This window comes from Mycobacterium sp. NGS64 (assembly GCF_059812245.1).
In genome coordinates this window covers 1042406-1060707 of the sequence record NZ_JCALCI010000001.1, presented here as the reverse complement: position 1 = coordinate 1060707, position 18302 = coordinate 1042406, and the positions used below count along the sequence as shown (strand labels likewise).

At 68.4% G+C, this 18302-nt stretch carries 18 protein-coding genes and 1 riboswitch; of the genes, 16 read left to right on the top strand and 2 right to left on the bottom strand.

The genetic code is table 11. The features are described 5' to 3' along the window. Positions 1-83 precede the first annotated feature (83 nt). The gene (locus tag AC5Y4S_RS05310) at positions 84-1094 is read left to right on the top strand and encodes an alpha/beta hydrolase (RefSeq protein WP_500032171.1); all 1011 of its coding nucleotides are present in this window, start codon (positions 84-86) and stop codon (positions 1092-1094) included. 10 nt (positions 1095-1104) lie between these two features. Next, positions 1105-2499, top strand: coding sequence for a mycothione reductase (mtr, locus tag AC5Y4S_RS05305; RefSeq protein ID WP_500030651.1), 1395 nt, complete (start codon positions 1105-1107; stop codon positions 2497-2499). Here mtr and AC5Y4S_RS05300 read toward each other — a convergent pair. Further along, positions 2487-2963 (bottom strand): Fur family transcriptional regulator, encoded by a 477-nt coding sequence (locus AC5Y4S_RS05300; RefSeq protein WP_500030646.1) that lies wholly within the window; start codon positions 2961-2963, stop codon positions 2487-2489. The two genes, mtr and AC5Y4S_RS05300, sit on opposite strands and share 13 nt — an antisense overlap. Positions 2964-3064: 101 nt before the next feature. Between AC5Y4S_RS05300 and nicT the strand changes: the two genes are divergently transcribed. After that, on the top strand, positions 3065-4159 hold the full coding sequence (gene nicT, locus AC5Y4S_RS05295; protein WP_500030644.1) for a Nickel transporter NicT: 1095 nt from the start codon (positions 3065-3067) through the stop codon (positions 4157-4159). A gap of 24 nt (positions 4160-4183) precedes the next feature. Continuing rightward, positions 4184-4942, top strand: coding sequence for an adenosylcobinamide amidohydrolase (locus AC5Y4S_RS05290; RefSeq protein WP_500030641.1), 759 nt, complete (start codon positions 4184-4186; stop codon positions 4940-4942). 38 nt (positions 4943-4980) lie between these two features. Here the strand turns inward: AC5Y4S_RS05290 and AC5Y4S_RS05285 are convergent, their stop codons facing one another. Further along, positions 4981-6702, bottom strand: a complete 1722-nt coding sequence (locus tag AC5Y4S_RS05285) for a PPE family protein (protein WP_500030638.1) — start codon at positions 6700-6702, stop codon at positions 4981-4983. 87 nt (positions 6703-6789) lie between these two features. Beyond that, positions 6790-6970, bottom strand: a riboswitch (cobalamin riboswitch). 118 nt (positions 6971-7088) lie between these two features. Here AC5Y4S_RS05285 and AC5Y4S_RS05280 point away from each other — a divergent pair. The 12 genes from AC5Y4S_RS05280 (at position 7089) to hypF (ending at position 18301) form a co-directional block, all read left to right on the top strand. After that, positions 7089-7424 carry a hydrogenase maturation nickel metallochaperone HypA gene (locus AC5Y4S_RS05280; RefSeq protein WP_500030634.1) on the top strand — a complete coding sequence of 112 codons (336 nt, stop codon included), beginning with the start codon at positions 7089-7091 and terminating at the stop codon, positions 7422-7424. 28 nt (positions 7425-7452) lie between these two features. Next, a complete protein-coding gene (hypB, locus tag AC5Y4S_RS05275; protein ID WP_500030632.1) occupies positions 7453-8223 on the top strand; it encodes a hydrogenase nickel incorporation protein HypB in 771 nt (256 codons plus the stop codon). Positions 8224-8535: 312 nt separating this feature from the next. Further along, positions 8536-9591 carry an NADH-quinone oxidoreductase subunit B family protein gene (locus AC5Y4S_RS05270; protein WP_500030628.1) on the top strand — a complete coding sequence of 352 codons (1056 nt, stop codon included), beginning with the start codon at positions 8536-8538 and terminating at the stop codon, positions 9589-9591. 46 nt (positions 9592-9637) lie between these two features. After that, positions 9638-11437: a nickel-dependent hydrogenase large subunit gene (locus AC5Y4S_RS05265; protein ID WP_500030625.1), complete on the top strand. Its 1800-nt coding sequence runs from the start codon at positions 9638-9640 to the stop codon at positions 11435-11437. A gap of 56 nt (positions 11438-11493) precedes the next feature. Beyond that, complete coding sequence (locus tag AC5Y4S_RS05260; protein WP_500030618.1) at positions 11494-12390, top strand: NifU family protein; 897 nt, start codon at positions 11494-11496, stop codon at positions 12388-12390. Further along, positions 12387-13034, top strand: a complete 648-nt coding sequence (locus tag AC5Y4S_RS05255) for a DUF5947 family protein (RefSeq protein ID WP_500030612.1) — start codon at positions 12387-12389, stop codon at positions 13032-13034. The genes AC5Y4S_RS05260 and AC5Y4S_RS05255 overlap by 4 nt, the downstream gene beginning before the upstream one ends. Continuing rightward, positions 13031-13684, top strand: a complete 654-nt coding sequence (locus AC5Y4S_RS05250; RefSeq protein ID WP_500030610.1) for a DUF6084 family protein — start codon at positions 13031-13033, stop codon at positions 13682-13684. The genes AC5Y4S_RS05255 and AC5Y4S_RS05250 overlap by 4 nt, the downstream gene beginning before the upstream one ends. Beyond that, positions 13681-15012: a hypothetical protein gene (locus AC5Y4S_RS05245; RefSeq protein WP_500030607.1), complete on the top strand. Its 1332-nt coding sequence runs from the start codon at positions 13681-13683 to the stop codon at positions 15010-15012. The genes AC5Y4S_RS05250 and AC5Y4S_RS05245 overlap by 4 nt, the downstream gene beginning before the upstream one ends. A gap of 11 nt (positions 15013-15023) precedes the next feature. After that, positions 15024-15143 carry a DUF6893 family small protein gene (locus tag AC5Y4S_RS05240; protein WP_500030604.1) on the top strand — a complete coding sequence of 40 codons (120 nt, stop codon included), beginning with the start codon at positions 15024-15026 and terminating at the stop codon, positions 15141-15143. A 16-nt stretch (positions 15144-15159) separates the two neighbouring features. Further along, a complete protein-coding gene (locus tag AC5Y4S_RS05235) occupies positions 15160-15648 on the top strand; it encodes a hydrogenase maturation protease (protein ID WP_500030601.1) in 489 nt (162 codons plus the stop codon). A gap of 3 nt (positions 15649-15651) precedes the next feature. Continuing rightward, a complete protein-coding gene (locus tag AC5Y4S_RS05230; RefSeq protein WP_500030599.1) occupies positions 15652-15918 on the top strand; it encodes a HypC/HybG/HupF family hydrogenase formation chaperone in 267 nt (88 codons plus the stop codon). A 1-nt stretch (position 15919) separates the two neighbouring features. Then, on the top strand, positions 15920-18301 hold the full coding sequence (hypF, locus tag AC5Y4S_RS05225) for a carbamoyltransferase HypF (protein ID WP_500030593.1): 2382 nt from the start codon (positions 15920-15922) through the stop codon (positions 18299-18301). Position 18302 lies beyond the last annotated feature (1 nt).

The window sequence follows — 18302 nt, the reverse complement described above, 5'->3', positions numbered from 1 at the left end:
CTATCAGGAGCTAACGACGTGCGGCCCACCCGTACCGGCAAAACATTTAAGCTGGCCTCGTGACTGGCGGGGCGACTGGCTGGGTGCCCGACGTGCTGCCCGGCTATTGGCAGCGCACGATCCCGCTCGGGCTCGACCCCGTCGGCGAGGGCGAGATCGTGGCGACGCTGGTCCGCCGCGGCGAGCCGTCGGACGCGCGGCACGCCGCCCTGGCCGTGCACGGCTACACCGACTACTTCTTCCACACCGAGTTGGCGGATCGCTTCGCCGAGCGTGGCTTCGCCTTCTACGCGCTGGACCTGCAGAAGTGCGGCCGATCGCGCCGCGACGGCCAGACCCCGCATTTCATCACCGACCTGGCCCACTATGACGCCGAACTCGAGCACGCCTTGGCGGCCATCCGCGAACCCGGCCCCTCCGGCCGGCGAGCCAAGGTCCTGGTCTACGGCCATTCCTCCGGCGGGCTCATCGTGCCCCTGTGGCTGGACCGGCTGCGCCGGCACAATCCCGCGGCGCACGCCGGGGTCGGCGGCCTGGTCCTCAACAGCCCGTTCCTCGACCTGCACGGCCCCGCGGTGCTGCGCCACTCGGTGACCTCGGCGGTGATCGCCGGCCTGTCCCGGGTGAAGTCGAAGGGCGTGGTCCGCGGATCCACCGAAGGTGGCTACGGCACCACCCTGCACCGTGACTACCACGGCGAGTTCGACTACAACCTGCAGTGGAAGCCGCTGGGCGGCTTCCCGATCACCCTCGGCTGGTTGCACGCCATCCGCCGCGGCCAGGCCCGCCTGCACCGCGGGCTCGACGTCGGAGTGCCCAACCTGATCCTGCGTTCCGACCGCACCGTGCGCGAAACCAACGACCCTGCGTCCATGCAAACCGGCGACGCGGTCCTCGACGTCACCCAGATCGCCAAGTGGGCGGGCTGCATCGGCAATCGCACCACCATCGTCCCGGTGCCCGACGCCAAACACGACGTGTTCCTGTCGCTGGCCCAACCGCGGCGCACCGCTTATCGAGAACTGGACCTGTGGCTGGACCACTACCTCGGCAGCCAAAACAGCCCCGCGCCGGCGTCCCCGGGGAAGGGGTGACGGCCCGAGCATGGAAACGTACGACCTCGCGATCATCGGAACCGGTTCGGGCAACACCATTCTGGACGACAGGTACGCCGGCAAGCGCGTCGCCATCTGCGAGCAGGGCACCTTCGGCGGCACCTGCCTTAACGTCGGGTGCATCCCGACGAAGATGTTCGTCTACGCCGCCGAGGTCGCGGCCACCGTGCGCGAGGCGGGCCGCTACGGCGTCGACGCGCACATCGACGGGGTGCGCTGGGACGACATCGTCTCGCGTGTCTTCGGGCGCATCGACCCCATCTCGATGAGCGGCGAAGAGTACCGGCGCTCGTTGCCCAATGTCGATCTGTACGAACGGCACACCCGGTTCAGACCGGTCCAATCCGACGGGCGATTCCTGTTGCGCACCGACGCGGGCGAAGAATTCACCGCCGATCAGGTGGTGATCGCGGCGGGCTCGCGACCGGTGATCCCCTCGACCATTCTTGCGTCTGACGTGCACTACCACACCAGCGACACCATCATGCGCATCCCCGAACTGCCCGAGCACCTCGTGATCATCGGAAGTGGTTTCGTGGCAACGGAATTCGCGCACGTGTTTTCCGCACTTGGCGTCCGGGTCACCCTGGTGGTCCGGGGCTCCACGCTGCTGCGCCACTTCGACGACACGATCTGCAAACGGTTTACCCGCATCGCCTCGCGCAAATGGGAGCTGCGCACCCACCGGATGGTCGCTCGCGCCGCCAACCGCGGCTCCGGCGTCGCCCTCGAGCTCGACGACGGCTCCACCCTGAACGCCGACGTGCTGCTGGTGGCGACAGGCCGGTTGCCCAACGGCGACCTGCTGGACGCCGAGCAGGCCGGTATCGACGTCCAGAACGGCCAGGTGGTGGTCGACGAATACCAACGCACCTCGACGCGCGGCGCTTTCGCGCTCGGCGACGTCTCGTCGCCGTACCAGCTCAAGCACGTCGCCAACCACGAGGCGCGCGTCGTGCAGCACAACCTGCTGTGCGATTGGGACGACACCGAGTCGATGGCGGTGACCGACCACCGATTCGTGCCGTCGGCGGTGTTCACCGATCCCCAGCTGGCGACCGTCGGCCTCACCGAAAACCAGGCCATCGCACGCGGATTCGACATCTCGGTCGCCGTCCAGGACTACGGCGACGTCGCCTACGGCTGGGCGATGGAGGACACCACCGGCATCGTCAAACTCATCGCCGAGCGCAACACCGGGTGCCTGTTGGGCGCGCACATCATGGGCCACCAGGCGTCGTCGATCATCCAGCCGCTGATCCAGGCGATGAGCTTCGGTCTGACCGCGCCGGAGATGGCGCGCGGCCAGTACTGGATTCATCCGGCGCTGCCCGAGGCGGTCGAGAACGCCCTACTGGGCCTGCGCCCCCCTCAGCCGCGCTGACACTGCGGGCACAGCCCGTGCAGCGTCAAGCCGGCCGCCTCCGACAGCGCGAACGCGCTGCCCGCCATCGCGTGCTCGAGCGCCGAGCTCAGCTGCCGCGCGGGCACTTCGATGATCGAGCCGCAGCGGGTGCACACCGCGTGGTGGTGGGGGGCGGTGGCCAGGCCGTAGGTGGTCAGGCCGCCCTCGAGGGTCAGCGCGTGCAGCACGCCCTGGTCGACCAGCGTCGTCACGGTGCGATAGATCGTCGCGACGTCGGGCGGCGGGGTGCCGGGCGGCAGGGACGCACGCACCCGCTGGTGAATCTCGGCCACCGGCAGGTGGCCGTTGACCGGCTCGAGCACGGCCAACACCTGGATCCGCGACGCCATCCGCCGCAGCCCGTGGGCCCGAAGGAGACCACCGATCCGTTCGGTGACGGCGGGGTCCAGCGCGGTGGCCTGTTTGGAGGCCTTGGGCGTCATCTTCTCAGTGTCGCGGCCGACACCCCGGATTGCCAGTTTTCCCCTGGCTACTCCTGCAATCCGCTTGCAATTGGCTCGCGACGCTCCCTAATGTCGTGATCGTGGCCGGTAACGTGCGAAGCGCCTTGGCGCCGGCGGAGTGGTGGCGGCTCGGCTCGATGCTGGCGGTGATCGCCGCGCTGCATGTGATCGGCTGGGGCACCCTGGTCCTGCTCGTCGATCCGGCGCGACTTGACTTGGGCGGCAAGGCTTTTGGCATTGGCGTCGGGCTGACGGCCTACACCCTGGGCATGCGCCACGCCTTCGACGCCGACCACATCGCCGCCATCGACAACACCACCCGCAAGCTGATGGGCGACGGGCAGCGCCCCCTGGCCGTCGGCTTCTTCTTCTCGCTGGGCCACTCCACGGTGGTCTTCGCGCTGGCGGTGCTGCTGGCGACCGGGGTCAAAGCGGTAGTCGGGCCGGTCGAGGACGACTCGTCGACGCTGCATCACTACACCGGCCTGATCGGCACCAGCGTCTCGGGCGTGTTCCTCTACCTGATCGCGATCCTCAACATCGTCGTGCTGGTGGGCATCCTGCGCGTGCTCGCGCGCCTGCGCCGCGGTCATTACGACGAATCCGAGCTCGAACGGCGACTACAGAACCGCGGGCTGATCAACCGGTTCGTCGGCCGCCTCACGCGATCGATCACCAAGTCCTGGCACCTCTATCCGGTGGGGCTGTTGTTCGGGTTGGGTTTCGACACCGCCACCGAGGTGGCGCTGCTGGTGCTGGCCGGCACCAGCGCGGCGGCCGGCCTGCCGTGGTACGCCATCCTGTGTCTGCCGGTGCTGTTCGCCGCGGGCATGTGCCTGTTGGACACCATCGACGGCTCGTTCATGAACTTCGCCTACGGCTGGGCCTTCGCCAGCCCGCTGCGCAAGATCTACTACAACATCACCATCACCGGGCTGTCGGTGGTGATCGCGTTACTGATCGGGACCGTCGAGCTGCTCGGCCTGTTCGCCGGCCAGCTGGGGTGGCACGGTCCCTTCTGGCGGTGGCTGGCCGGCCTGGACCTCAACGCCGTCGGCTTCGCCGTCGTGGGCATGTTCGTCCTCACGTGGGCGGTCGCGCTGCTGGTCTGGCGCTACGGGCGCATCGAGGAAAAGTGGACGTTCTCCTCGCCGGAGCCAGAGTCCGCGACTTAGCCGGCTGCAAACCAGGATGAGATCGTGCAGCCCAGGTTGACCGCGCGGGTGGAACAAAGTCGGTCGATCCCCGTGCTTCTCTGGCAATTCGCCGAGCCTCGACTGTGTATCTCGTCGGGCCCGCTCGGCGGCGGCATCGGCGCCCGGGACTGGGTGGTCAACGCAACGGTCCCTCTCGATTACAACCGGACCGACCCCGACCGCCACCTGACTGAGATCGGTACCGCGCTCAAGCTGGTCGGCGCCGGCTGCGGGCTACTCACCGCGGTCGACGTGACCCGGCACCACAGCGCCGACGACAGCGGCGTGCATGCCGCCGCGACGGTTGGGCTCTCCAGCCCGGCCTGGGCGGCCGCGCCCGACCGGCACTTCCGCCGCGAGATGCGGCCCGGCGTCCAAACGACCGCGTTCGCTGACTACCAGACTGTGGAGCAACGACCGCCGACCGACGGTGACGAGCACCGGGTGGGGACGATCAACATCGTGGTTGCGGTGCCGGTGCGGCTGTCTCATGCCGCCCTCGTCAACGCCGTAGCCACCGCAACGGAGGCGAAAGTGCAAGCGTTGTACGACGCCGGGGTGCCGGCCACCGGAACCGCCTCGGACGCGGTTGTTGTGCACTGCCCGACGGACGGGACCCCGGAGACGTACGGCGGGCCGCGCTCGGCGTTCGGCGCCCGCATCGCACGAGCGGTGCACGCGGCCGTGCTCGCCGGTGCCCGGTCCTGGATTTCAGGATCGCCCGAGCGGTGCTACGACCCGTGGACGCACAAACACGCGTAAGCGCCAACGGTGTCGAACCGCCGGCCGCTGGCTGCGTTTCACACGGTGCCATTTCCTCCATCGGATGGCTCTTCCTGCGTTGGTGAGTCGCCGCTCCACGTGCTCGGAATCATCGGCATGCGCGGGCTGCCGTCGAACGCACCGTCGGCCAGGATGGTCAGCCCTGCCGGTCCAGCGCCGGTTTTGGTGGCGATTCCGGCGAACCCCTGCGGCCCGGCGCCAGTTGCCGATGCCGCCGCCGCGTCAACCGGGTCTTCGCCCGGATCGATTGCGTCGTCCAAATCCATGTATTCGTAACCGCGCCCGAGCATCTGCGTCCTTGTGCGCCGGCGCCGCTGCGTTCTGTTCTTTTCTATGGGTGTCGCCGCGGTCGCGGGCGCGGCGACGTTGTCGAGTTGCGGCGCCTTCTTTCGGGCCTTGCCGGCCGCCGCCGCGCCGGCAACCGCGCTCAGGTCGCCCACCAGATAGGCGAAGCCTTCCATGCCCACACCGGTACCCGCCCCGGTCATCGTCGGTGGGGTGGCCGACGGCGGGGGCGCTGCGGGTGTAGCGGCCGGCGCGGTGGCCTCCACCGGAGCCGGCGTCGGAGAAGAGGCGGGGGTCGGGATGCTGGGCGACAGTGCAACGACCGGCGGCATGATGGACGGCGCGACGGGAGGTACCGGCGGCAGGGCGGCCAGTCCCGCCAAGCCGGCGAGGCCAATCGGCGCCACCGCGCCGGCGGCCACCGCCACTATGGGAGCGGTTATCAGGGGCACGAAAACCGTCAGGACCACGGCAGTCTGCTCGAGCAGCGTCTTGAGCAACGCGATGGTGTCGGTGATGATCGTGCCGACGGCTTCGACGGTGGTGAACAGGATGGTGAAACCGATCGTCGCGGGATCGCCGCTAGCGAGCGCCGCCGTCAGATCCAGTCCGATAAAGAAGAACGTTTCCGACAGATACGCGACATAGGAGCCGATATCCATCGGGTAGCCCAGGGCGAACGCGATGTTGGACGGGCTGAGGAAGATCAGTGGGTTACCCAGCAGGGGCAGGTAGGGATCAAACCCCGAAAACATCGCCGCGAAGAAGGGATTGTCGTACAGCGCGTTGCTCAGCGGTTCTAGGACGTTGTTCCAGTAGTCGACGAAACCAATTTTCGTCAGCCAGGCCATGACCTGGTTCTCCGTGTCGGGAGGCAACGGGAAGGCCTGGTAGAACGTTTCCACCAACGCATGAAGATTCACGATCTTCGGCGCCGCCGGCACCTGCGGGGACGAGGCCACGGCGGTGGTCGAGACCGCCTGGTAGACGCTCATCACGGTCGCGGCCTGGATCCACATCCGTGCATAGTCAGCTTCATTCAGTGCGATGGGGATGGTGTTGATGCCGAAGAAATTTGTCCCCAGCAACGCCGCGTGGGTGGCGTGGTTGGCGGCCAGCTCGGCCAGGGTGGGCATCGCAGCGAGGGCGGTGGTGTAGGCGGTGGCCGCAGCTTGATGTCGGACGGCCGTCGCCGCGCTGTCGGCGGCGGCTAGCGCGAGCCAGGCGATATGGGGGGCGTGGCTGGCCACATACGCCGCCGCGCTCGGGCCCTCCCATGCCCCGGCCTGCACCCCCGCCATCAGCGCGGTCAGCTCCTCGGCCGTCTCGGTGTACGCGATGCTCAACGAGGTCCACGACTCTGCCGCGGCCAGTAGCGGACGGGGCCCCGGCCCGCTGCTCAGCAGAGCCGAATGGACCTCTGGCGGTGAAGCCATCCAGATTGGGCCGGTCATCGGAGACGACCGAATTCGAAAGTGATGGTTCGACAACGAGGTTTCGGCGCCATGACAGGCCAGCTCTCTCGGGGTACTCCGCCCCGGGTAGCAGGACACGATGACGCGAGTCTCCTGGCTCTCGGATCGCTGCTCGCCTCGCCTTCCGACCGGTGGCCGTGGCTTCGTGAGGGTCGCTCCCCGATGACAGTGGCGGGACCGCGCCGGATTCGCACCGGCTTCCTGCGTCGTCATCGCCTTACGCGGAATATTGTCGCACCCCGACATCGTCCCGGGCCTGAACTTGCCAGAATCGGGCAAACCCAGACCAGACGATCCCCGATCAGCGCTGAGATCGAGTTGCGCTTGAGTTCAGGCGACCACCGGTTCGGGTGTAGAAAAGTGCCATGCACGAGCTGTCGCTGTGCGAGGCCATCGCCGGTCTGGTCAAGACCCACGCCGAGGGCCGGCACGTCGACGTGGTGCGGGTGCGGATCGGGGCCCTGCGCCAGGTGGTGCCGGAATCGCTGTCGTTCTGCTGGACACTGGTCCGGGATTCCGAGGACATGCCGGACGCCGAGCTGGAACTCGAGTGTGTCGGCGCCGAGGTGCGATGCCGTTCGTGTGGCCGCGAATCGGAGATCACCTCGGCCTGGTCGATCTGGTGCCCGCAGTGCGACAGCCCCGACGTCGAGGTGCTGCACGGCAACGAGTTCCTGGTGACGTCCTTGGACGTCTCGTGAAAAACGCTCCCCCCGAACGGATTTGACCATGGGCAGATTTCACCGGCACGACGACGGAACCGTGCACACCCACGATCACGACCATCCCGATCACGAGCACGGGGACCACAGTCAATACCAGACGGGCAAGCAGCGCATCGACGTGCTGGAGGCGATCTTCGCCGAGAACGACGTCCTCGCCGCGGCCAACCGGGCGGCGTTCGAGGGCCACGGGATCCGCACGCTGAACCTGATGAGCTCCCCGGGGTCGGGCAAGACCACCATCCTGCAGTCGACGCTGGACGAGCTCGCCGGCGAATTCGCGATCGGCGTCATCGAGGGCGACATCGCCACCGATCTGGACGCGGCCAAGCTCAGCGGGCGCGGGGCCCAGGTGTCACTGCTCAACACCAGCAATGGGTTTGGCGGGGAATGCCACCTCGACGCGCCGATGGTCAATCGCGCCCTGCCCGGCCTCGACCTCCCCCGCCTGGACCTGGTGATCATCGAGAACGTCGGCAACCTGGTCTGCCCGGCGGAGTTCGACGTCGGCGAGCACGCCAAGGCCATGGTGTACTCCGTCACCGAGGGCGAGGACAAGCCGCTGAAGTACCCGGTGATGTTCCGCTCGGTGGACGTGGTGCTGCTCAACAAGATTGACCTGGTGCCCTACCTGGATGTCGACGTCGACGCGTACATCTCGCACGTCCGCGAAGTCAACGCCACGGCCGAGATCCTGCCGGTCAGCGCGCGCACCGGCGCCGGCATGGGCGCCTGGTTCGGATGGCTGCGGCGATTCGCGACGAACTCCGAGGACTGAGGTCGGCCGTACTGCGATTGGCTCGCATGACGGACCTGCCAATCACTTGCAACACGATGAGGATTCTCCGGTGCTTCGTTAGGCTTGCTCATGGGTTGGCCGACCGCGCGGCCGACGGCGGAAATCCCTTGTCCCGCAACGTCAATGCGGGCAAACAGAGGCTAATAGCACATCTGTATATTTGCCGGCAACCGGTGGACCGTTGACAACCGACTGAGGCGGGAGTAGACCCAAAATCAGCGCTGCGCAAGTGGGCCGACGGTCGACTCCGGCGGCGCAGGAGCTTCCAGCCCGGCTCCGGAAAGCTGCAGCATGCCAACAGAAGCAGCAGTCAAAGCAGAACAAACATTGATCCATGTTCTATGGATTAACGCGGGCCTCAGTTGCGACGGCGATTCGGTGGCGTTGACTGCCGCCACCCAGCCCAGCGTCGAGGAAATAGCACTCGGTGCGCTTCCTGGCTTGCCTCAGGTTGCCGTGCACTGGCCCCTGATCGATTTCGAATGCGGCCCGAACGGCGGGGCCGACGACTTCCTCGAGTGGTTCTTCAAAGCCGATCGCGGCGAGCTCGAGCCCTTCGTGCTCGTCGTCGAGGGATCCATCCCGAACGAGAAGATCAAGGATGAGGGGTACTGGTGCGGGTTCGGCAATGACCCGGCCACCGGCCAGCCGATGACCACCAGCGAGTGGCTCGACCGGCTGGCGCCCAAGGCCACCGCGATCGTCGCGGTCGGGACGTGCGCCACCTACGGCGGCATCCACGCGATGGCCGGCAACCCGACCGGCGCGATGGGCGTGCCCGACTACCTCGGCTGGGACTGGAAGAGCAAGGCCGGCATCCCGATCGTCTGCGTTCCGGGCTGCCCGATCCAACCGGACAACCTGTCCGAGACGCTGACCTACCTGCTCTACATGGCGACCGGTCAGGCGCCGATGATCCCGCTCGACGACGCGCTGCGCCCGAAGTGGTTGTTCGGCAACACCGTGCACGAGGGGTGTGACCGCGCCGGCTACTACGAGCAGGGTGATTTCGCCTCCGAATACGGCTCACCGAAATGCATTGTGAAGCTTGGCTGTTGGGGCCCGGTTGTCAAATGCAACGTGCCCAAGCGCGGGTGGATCAACGGTGTGGGCGGCTGCCCGAACGTCGGCGGCATCTGCATCGGATGCACCATGCCCGGCTTCCCGGACAAGTTCATGCCGTTCATGGACGAGCCGCCCGGCGGCAAGCTGTCCAGCACCGCGGTCGGGTTGTACGGCAGCGTGATCCGCAGCCTGCGCGGCGTCACGGGCCGCACCGTCGACAAAGAGCCGAAGTGGCGCCACAACGGCGACCAACTCACCACCGGGGCCCGCCGCACCTGGTAGGTCGCGGCACGCTTCGTTCAATTTCGCATCACCCGGAGGGACTTCGATGACAACTATCGTCCCCGAGCCGACCACCGCCAAGCGGGAGCCCGGCCAGCTCGTCGACATGGCCTGGGATCCGATCACCCGGATCGTGGGCAGCCTCGGCATCTACACCAAGATCGACTTCGAGAACAAGGAGGTCGTCGAGTGCCACAGCACCTCGTCGATCTTCCGCGGCTACTCGATCTTCATGAAGGGCAAGGATCCTCGCGACGCCCACTTCATCACCAGCCGCATCTGCGGCATCTGCGGTGACAACCATGCCACCTGTTCCTGCTACACGCAGAACATGGCGTACGGGGTCAAGCCGCCGCACCTGGGCGAGTGGCTGATCAACCTCGGCGAGGCCGCCGAGTACATGTTCGACCACAACATCTTCCAGGAGAACCTGGTCGGAGTGGACTTCTGCGAGAAGATGGTCTCCGAGACCAACCCGAGCGTGCTCTCGCTGGCGGAGAAGACCGAGGCGCCGCACGCCGACGCGCACGGGTACCGCACGATCGCCGACATCATGCGCTCGCTCAACCCGTTCAGCGGAGAGTTCTACCGGGAGGCGCTCCAGGTGAGCCGCTGGACGCGAGAAATGTTCTGCCTCATGGAGGGCCGCCACGTCCACCCGTCCACGCTGTACCCCGGCGGCATCGGCACCGTCGCGACCGTTCAGCTGATGACGGACTACATGGCGCGGCTGATGCGCTACGTCGAGTTCATGAAGAAGGTCGTGCCGATGCACGACGACCTGTTCGACTTCTTCTACACCGCACTGCCCGGTTACGAGAAGGTCGGGCTGCGGCGCACGCTGCTCGGCTGCTGGGGCTCGTTCCAGGACCCCGAGGTGTGCAACTTCGCATACAAGGACATGGAGCGTTGGGGCAACGCGATGTTCGTCACCCCAGGCGTGGTGGTCGACGGCAAGCTGGTCACCCACTCGCTGGTCGACATCAACCTCGGCATCCGGATCCTTTTGGGCAGTTCGTATTACGACGACTGGACCGACCAGGAGATGTTCGTCAAGACGGACCCGCTGGGCAACGCGGTGGACCGACGCCACCCGTGGAACCAGCACACCAACCCCCACCCCCAGAAGCGGGACATGGAGGGCGGCAAGTACAGCTGGGTGATGTCCCCGCGCTGGTTCGACGGCACGGACCACCTGGCGCTGGACACCGGCGGCGGGCCGCTGGCCCGGCTGTGGGCGACGGCGCTCGCCGGCCTGGTCGACATCGGCTACGTCAAGGCGACCGGCAACAGCGTCAAGATCAACCTGCCCAAGACCGCGCTGAAGGGCCCCGTCGAGCTCGAGTGGAAGGTCCCCCAGTACGGCAGCAACACCATCGAACGCGACCGGGCCCGCACCTACTTCCAGGCCTACGCGGCGGCGTGCGCGCTGCACTTCGCCGAGAAGGCGCTGGAGGAGATCCGCGCGGGGCGCACCAAGACTTGGGAAAAGTTCGAGGTGCCCGACGAGGCCATCGGTTGCGGGTTCACCGAGGCGGTCCGCGGCGTGCTGAGCCACCACATGGTGATCCGGGACGGCAAGATCGCCAACTACCACCCGTACCCGCCCACCCCGTGGAACGCGAACCCGCGCGACAGCTACGGCACGCCGGGACCATACGAGGACGCGGTGCAGGGTCAGCCGATCTTCGAGGAGAACGGCCGGGACAACTTCAAGGGCATCGACGTCATGCGCACGGTGCGCAGCTTCGACCCGTGCCTGCCGTGCGGCGTGCACATGTACCTCGGAAAGGGCAAGACCCTGGAGAGACTGCACACGCCGACGCAATCGCCTGTAACGGAGTGACGATCGCAAGCGCGGCGAAGCCGGGCGCAGCGGGTCGTCACAACATTGGAGGACGCATGGCGGATCGCCCGGAGACGCCCGAGAACGACACGCAGTGGCGCGCAGCGGGCGATCGGATCCAGACACTCCTGGATTCCTGCGCGGCGAGCGGGGCGGCCGCGCACGAGCGCGCCCAGCAGTTGGTCCGCGAGGTGGTCGGCCTCTACGGGGCCGCCCTCGAACGGATCGTGCGAGCCGGCGACGCCGGTTTCGCCGAGCGGCTGGCCACCGACGACCTGGTGGCCAGCCTGCTGCTGGTCCACGGGCTGCACCCGCACGACGTGCGCCGGCGGGTGTCCGACGCGCTGGACCGGGTGCGGCCCTACCTCGGGTCGCACGGCGGCGATGTCGACCTGATCGAAATCGTCGGCGGTGACACCGTGCGGCTCGCTTTCAAAGGCAGCTGCAAGAGCTGCCCGTCGTCGGCGGTGACCCTGGAGCTGGCCGTCGAGGACGCAGTCCGGGCGGCCGCGCCGGAGGTCACCTCGATCGAGGTGGTGACGGCGGAGCCAGCGGCCAACGAGACCGTGATCCCGACGGAATCGCTGATGGCACACGTCCGTTCGAACGGCCACGGCCCGAACGGGGCCGGCACCTGGCATCCGCTGCCCGAATTGGCGGAATTGGAGCCCGGCGACGTCGCGGGATTCCGGGTTGCCGGCACCGCGCTGCTGGTGTGCCGGGTCGGCGACCTGCCACTGGCCTACCGCGACCACTGCCCGGTGTGTGACGACTCGTTGGCGGCCGCACGACTGAACGAGACCCTGCTGGGCTGCCCGCGCTGTGGCACGCAGTTCGACGTCGTGCATGCGGGCGCCGGCCCCGACGGAACTCACCTCGAGCCGCTTCCCTTGCTGCCCCGCGACGGGGTCCCCTCGGTGGCACTGCCGGAACCGATGGGAGCCGGCGCATGACGACCCCGTATGACGTTCTCGCCCGCATCCGAAGCGACCGGGCGGCCCCCGAGCCGGCCGCCGAGCGGTGCGAAATGTGCTCGGACATCATCCCCGATGAGCATCAGCACGTGGTGAACGTCGGCGCCCGGCAGCTGATGTGCGTCTGCCGCGCCTGCTATCTGCTGTTCACGGATACCGATGCCGAACTGCGCTACCGGTCGGTGCCCGACCGCTACCTGGCGTTTCCCGACTTCGCGCTGGACCGCCGCGCGTGGGAGGCGCTCCAGATCCCGGTCGGCGTCGCCTTCTTCTTCACCAACTCCGCCCTCGGGCGCACCGTCGCCTTCTATCCCGGCCCGGCCGGGGCGACCGAGTCCGAACTCGACCTGGAGGCCTGGAACGCGATCGGCGGCGCTGACCCGCGGGTGGCCCTGTTGACCGACGACGTCGAGGCGCTGCTGGTCCGGGTCCCGGAGGCCAGCACCGACGAATCCGAAAGTGCCGACCCGCAAAGCTATCTCGTGCCCATCGACGCCTGCTACGAGTTCGTCGGGCGGTTGCGCATGCTGTGGCGGGGGTTCGACGGCGGCCAGGAGGCCCGCGCGTTCATCGACGAGTTCTTTGCCCGGGTCGCCGCCCGGGCGGTGGAGACGCGGCCATGACGACAGAGCACATGGACGTGAACTTCGCCGTCCTCGACGTGGCACCCGAACCGTATGCGGTGACCCCGGTGCTGACCGCGCGGGTCAGCGTCGCCGCCAACGGGGACGACCCCGTGCACGCGATCGCCCTGCGCTGCCAGGTCCGGATCGAACCGCTGCGCCGGTCCTACTCGGAGGCGGAGGCGGCCGGGCTGCTCGACTTGTTCGGTCCCCGCGAACGCTGGGCCGCCACCCAGCGCACCTTCCTCTGGCAGCACGTCACCGCGATGGTGCCGGGGTTCGCCGGCAACACGACGGTCGCGCTCCCGCTGGACTGCACCTACGACTTCGAGGTCGCCGCCGCCAAGTACCTGCACGCGCTGCGCGACGGCGCGCTCCCGCTCCAGTTCCTTTTCAGCGGAACCATTTTCGTCAAGTCCGAACGCGGGTTCTCGGTCCAGCAGGTGTCGTGGGACTGCGAGTACCGCTACGGCATGCCGGTCTCGGTCTGGCGGGACCTGATCGCGCAGCACTATCCGAACACCGGCTGGGTCCGGCTGAGCCACGAAACCATCGCGGCGCTGGCGGCCTACAAGTCGGCGCAGGGGCTGCTCGACCTCGACCACGCGGTCACCTCGCTGCTGGACACCGAACGGGAGGCGGCCACATGACCTCCGATTGGGATCGGGCCCGCGCGGTCGCCGACGCGGTGTTGTACGAGGGCTACCTGCTCTACCCGTATCGCGGCACGTCGAGCAAGAACCAATCACGCTGGCAGTTCGGCGTTTTGGGCCCGCCCGGCGCCGCGGAAGCGGGCCTGGGCGAGGACGACACCCTGGCGGCGGAGTTCCTGGTCGACGGGTCGGCGGCGCTGACCCTGGTGGTCCGGTTCCTGCAGCTGCAGCACCGCGGCGCGGAGCGCGAATTCGCCCACGGCGCATTCGAACCGGTCGACGAGCTGAGGACCGCGGCCGGGTCGTGGCTCACCTGGGACGAGGCGGTCGAGTGCGAGCTGTCCTTCGGCCCTTTGGCGTTGGACGGTCGGCCGCGCACGCTGCCGGTGGTGGCGGACGCCGCCAGCGACATCGAGCTGCTAGCCGGTGGTCGGCTGGTCCGCGAGCGGCGCGAGGTGCGCGGCGAGCTGACGGTCACCAGCGAGCCGGACGGCGACCTGCGCCGGGTGGCGGTGCGGGTCGCCAACGTCGGCGCGGCCTCGGAAAGCAAGGCCGATTCGATCGCGCGGTCCATGATCGGGACGCACCTCATCGCCGAAGTGGTTGGCGGGGAGTTCGTTTCGCTGCTCGAGCCGCCGCCGAGCGCCGTCGAGGCGGCGTCGCGGTGTCGCCAGCACCGGTGTTTCCCCGTGCTGGCGGGCCCCGCCGGCACCCGCGACATCCTGCTGATCTCGCCGATCATCCTCTACGACCACCCCGAGGTCGCCGAACAGAGCAACACGGCGCTGTATGACTGCACGGAGATCGACGAGATCCTCACCCTGCGCGTGATGACGATGACGGACGACGAGAAGGCCGAGGCCCGGGCCACCGACCCGCGGGCCGCGCAAATCATCGACCAGTGTGACGCCATGTCGCCCGACGCGATGGCGCGCCTGCACGGGGTGCTGCGCGACCCGCACACCCTCGACGTTCCGGCCGGGCTGGTCCCGGAGATTCCGGAGGGGGTCGACTGGTGGGATCCGCTGGCCGACAACGCTGTTCGCCCCGAAATCGACGCGGTGCTGGTGAATGGGGTGCGGGTCGCGCGCGGCAGCCGGGTGCGGTTGCACCCGATGCGCAACGCCGACGCGCAGGACATCTTCGTCGCCGGCAAGACCGCCCGCGTGACGTCGGTGCACGAGGACGTGGAGGGCAACAAGCATGTCGCGGTCGTCGTCGACGACGACCCCGCCGCCGAGCTGCACGACTGGTACGGCCGCTACCTCTACTTCTCCCCCGACGAGGTCGAGCCACTCGAAGTCGGACAACCCGCAAAACCCTGAAAGGAGTCCCAATGGAAGTCTTAGGCTGGATATTCGTCGCCATCATCGCGTTGGTGGCCGCGATCGCAGTCATGCTCGGACTGATATCGCTGCCCGACGCGCGCCGCTACCTGAAGTTGAGGCGTATGTAGCCGACCGGGGGAATCGATGACAGCGCGCATCCTGGTAGCCGGGATCGGCAATATTTTCCTGGGGGATGACGGATTCGGCTCGGAGGTTGTCCGCAACGCCGAAATCCCGCGGGATGACGCGGGCGTCCGGGTCATCGACTACGGCATCCGCGGCATGCACCTGGCCTACGACCTGCTCGAAGAGTGGGACTCGTTGGTCCTCGTCGACGCCGTGCCCAGCCGCGGCAGCCCGGGCACGTTGCACGTGTTCCAGGCCGACTGCGAGCAAGACTCGGACGCAACGGGTTTGGACGGCCACAGCATGGATCCGGCCGCGGTGTTCGCCAGTCTGCGGGCCTTGGGCGGCAACCCGCCGTACACCGTGGTCGTGGGCTGCGAGGCGGGCAGCGTCGAGGAAGGCATCGGTCTGAGCGAGCCGGTGGCCAAGGCCGTCCCCCGCGCCGCGCGGGCCGTCGAGGAAATCGTCGCGGCGCTGCAGACGTCCACCGTACGAGAGGACCGCTGAGCCATGTGTCTGGGGATCCCCGGTCAAGTGATCCGGATGTTGGACGGATACGAGGGACAGCTCGCGCTGGTCGACGTCGCCGGCGAGAAACGCCGAGTCAACGTCGGCATGCTGCCGGAGGAGACGTTCGCGCCCGGCGACTGGATAATCATCCACATGGGCTTCGCCGTGGAGAAGACGGACCGCGCCGGCGCGGAGGAAGCGATGGCCGGCCTCGAGCTGATGGGCAGGGGCCGCCCCGACCCGACGGTTAGCCCGGGGGGCGGTTGAAATGACCCAGTCCCCCCTAATGCTCGCCTTGTCTTCGGACCTCGAAGAAGACGTCCGGCAGCGCTTCACCGTGACCGGTGTCGTTCAGGGGGTTGGCTTCCGTCCGTTCGTCCACCGCATCGCCAGCGAGCTCGGCCTGGCCGGATTCGTCGGCAACGATTCCGGGGCGGTGTTCCTCGAGGTGCAGGGCGACCGCGGGCGCGTCGAGGAATTCGGTCGCCGGCTGCGCGCCGAGGCGCCGCCGCTGGCGCGTATCGGCAGCGTGACCGTCACCGACCTCGCCGTCGAGGCCGTCGGCGCCCGCGCGTTCCGGATCGTGGAGAGTCGGACGATCGCCGGCGAGCACATTTTGAAGACGCCGATCCCGCCCGACATCGCGGTGTGCGACGACTGCGTCCGGGAGTTGTTCGACCCGCGCGACCGCCGCTACCGGCACCCCTTCGTGACCTGCACCAACTGCGGGCCGCGGTTTACCATCATCCGCGAGTTGCCCTACGACCGCCCGGCGACCACCATGTCGGGATTCGCCATGTGCGACCGGTGCGCGGCCGAATACCACGACCCGGCGGACCGCCGCTTCCACGCGCAGCCGATCGCGTGCCCGGATTGCGGCCCGTCGCTGCGGTTTTCGTCGGACGCCGGTGAGGTCACCGGGTCGGATGCCGCGCTGGCGGCCACCCAGCGCGCGCTGGCCGCCGGTGCCGTCGTCGCCGTCAAGGGGATCGGCGGCTACCACCTGGCCTGCCCGGTCGACGACGACGCGGCGGTCGGCGCCCTTCGGGCCCGAAAGGCGCGGGGCGCCAAGCCGTTCGCCATGCTCGTCCGCGACCTCGAGGTCGCGCGGCGCTACGCGCACGTCGACGCCGGCGAGGCCGCGGTGCTGTCGAGCCCCGCCCGCCCGATCGTGCTGCTGCGCCGCCGCTCCCCAAACAGCGCAGCGCCCGTCGCCGGCGCCGTCGCGCCGGGCAGCCCGCTGCTCGGGCTGATGCTGCCGTACTCCCCCCTCCATCACCTGCTGCTGGCGCCCGTGCCCGGCGCCGCCGAGCGGGTCCCAGACGCGCTGGTAATGACGAGTGCCAACCGCTCCGACGAGCCCATCTGCTTCACCGATGGCGATGCCGCCGAACGCCTTCCGGTGCTGTGCGACGCGGTCCTCGACCATAACCGGCCGATCCACGTGCCGTGCGACGACTCGGTGGTGCGAGTGATCAGGGACGAAAAAGGGGCTGGGGAGCTGCCGATCCGCCGGTCCCGGGGCTATGCGCCGCTGCCTGTCGATCTCGGCCGCACGGGCCCGGCGGTGCTCGCGGCGGGCGGGGAGTTGAAGAACACCTTCTGCCTCACCGACGGCTCGCGGGCGTACCTGTCCGGCCACATCGGCGACATGGCCACCTGGGAGACGCTGCGGGCGTTCGAGCGCGCAGTCGGTCAGCTCTCCGGGATGCGCGGCGAGCCGGCACGAATGGCCGCGGACCTGCACCCGGGGTATCACACCCGCGGTTGGGCGGAGCGCCACGCCGGCGAGCGGCCGCTGGATCTCGTCCAGCACCACCACGCGCACGTCGTCTCGCTGCTGGCCGAGCACGGCCGGCTTGGGCAACCCATCGTCGGGGTGTCGTTCGACGGGACCGGCTATGGCTGCGACCAAACCATCTGGGGCGGTGAGGTTCTGGCCCTCGGGACCGACAGCCACCGGTTCGTTCGGGCCGGCCATCTGCTGCCGGTGCCGCTGCCGGGCGGTGACGCCGCGGTGCGCAACCCGTGGCGGATGGCGCTGTCCCAATTGTGGATGGCCGGCATCGACTGGACCCCCGATCTCCCGCCGGTCGCCGCCGCGACCGAGGACGAATTGCGGCTCACTCGTTCGCAATTGGAGAGTGGAGTTGGGTGTGTGCCGTGTTCGAGCGTCGGGCGGCTGTTCGACGCGGTCGCCTCGCTGCTCGGGGTGCGGCACCGGATCGACTACGAGGGCCAGGCCGCCATCGAGCTCGAGGCGCTCGCGGAGACGGCCTCGGACGACCAGGGGCCGTCGCTGCCGCTGACGGTGCGGGCCGACGGGGTGATCGATCCCACGACCATGGTGCAAACGATGGTGGCGGCGCACTACGCCGGCACCGCACCCGCGCTGCTGGCCGCCGCATTCCACGAGGCGCTCGCGGACGCCGTCGCCAAGGTGGTCCGTCGCGTGGCGGGCGATGTCCGCCTGGTGGGGCTTACGGGCGGCGTTTTCCAGAACGTGCTGCTGCTGCGAGCTTGCCGCACGCGCTTGCGGCGCAACGGATTCGAGGTGTTGACCCACCACATCGTCCCGCCCAACGACGGCGGGCTGGCGCTGGGTCAGGCCGCCATCTCGATGCTGACGGGTTTGGAAGAGGATGACTGAG

Coding starts and splice junctions, on each gene's coding strand:
- mtr (WP_500030651.1), top strand. CDS start 1,105: ATGGAAACGTACGACCTCGCGATCATCGGAACCGGTTCGGGCAACACC.
- AC5Y4S_RS05300 (WP_500030646.1), bottom strand. CDS start 2,963: ATGACGCCCAAGGCCTCCAAACAGGCCACCGCGCTGGACCCCGCCGTC.
- AC5Y4S_RS05285 (WP_500030638.1), bottom strand. CDS start 6,702: ATGACCGGCCCAATCTGGATGGCTTCACCGCCAGAGGTCCATTCGGCT.
- AC5Y4S_RS05280 (WP_500030634.1), top strand. CDS start 7,089: ATGCACGAGCTGTCGCTGTGCGAGGCCATCGCCGGTCTGGTCAAGACC.
- hypB (WP_500030632.1), top strand. CDS start 7,453: ATGGGCAGATTTCACCGGCACGACGACGGAACCGTGCACACCCACGAT.
- AC5Y4S_RS05270 (WP_500030628.1), top strand. CDS start 8,536: ATGCCAACAGAAGCAGCAGTCAAAGCAGAACAAACATTGATCCATGTT.
- AC5Y4S_RS05265 (WP_500030625.1), top strand. CDS start 9,638: ATGACAACTATCGTCCCCGAGCCGACCACCGCCAAGCGGGAGCCCGGC.
- AC5Y4S_RS05260 (WP_500030618.1), top strand. CDS start 11,494: ATGGCGGATCGCCCGGAGACGCCCGAGAACGACACGCAGTGGCGCGCA.
- AC5Y4S_RS05255 (WP_500030612.1), top strand. CDS start 12,387: ATGACGACCCCGTATGACGTTCTCGCCCGCATCCGAAGCGACCGGGCG.
- AC5Y4S_RS05250 (WP_500030610.1), top strand. CDS start 13,031: ATGACGACAGAGCACATGGACGTGAACTTCGCCGTCCTCGACGTGGCA.
- AC5Y4S_RS05245 (WP_500030607.1), top strand. CDS start 13,681: ATGACCTCCGATTGGGATCGGGCCCGCGCGGTCGCCGACGCGGTGTTG.
- AC5Y4S_RS05240 (WP_500030604.1), top strand. CDS start 15,024: ATGGAAGTCTTAGGCTGGATATTCGTCGCCATCATCGCGTTGGTGGCC.
- AC5Y4S_RS05235 (WP_500030601.1), top strand. CDS start 15,160: ATGACAGCGCGCATCCTGGTAGCCGGGATCGGCAATATTTTCCTGGGG.
- AC5Y4S_RS05230 (WP_500030599.1), top strand. CDS start 15,652: ATGTGTCTGGGGATCCCCGGTCAAGTGATCCGGATGTTGGACGGATAC.
- hypF (WP_500030593.1), top strand. CDS start 15,920: ATGACCCAGTCCCCCCTAATGCTCGCCTTGTCTTCGGACCTCGAAGAA.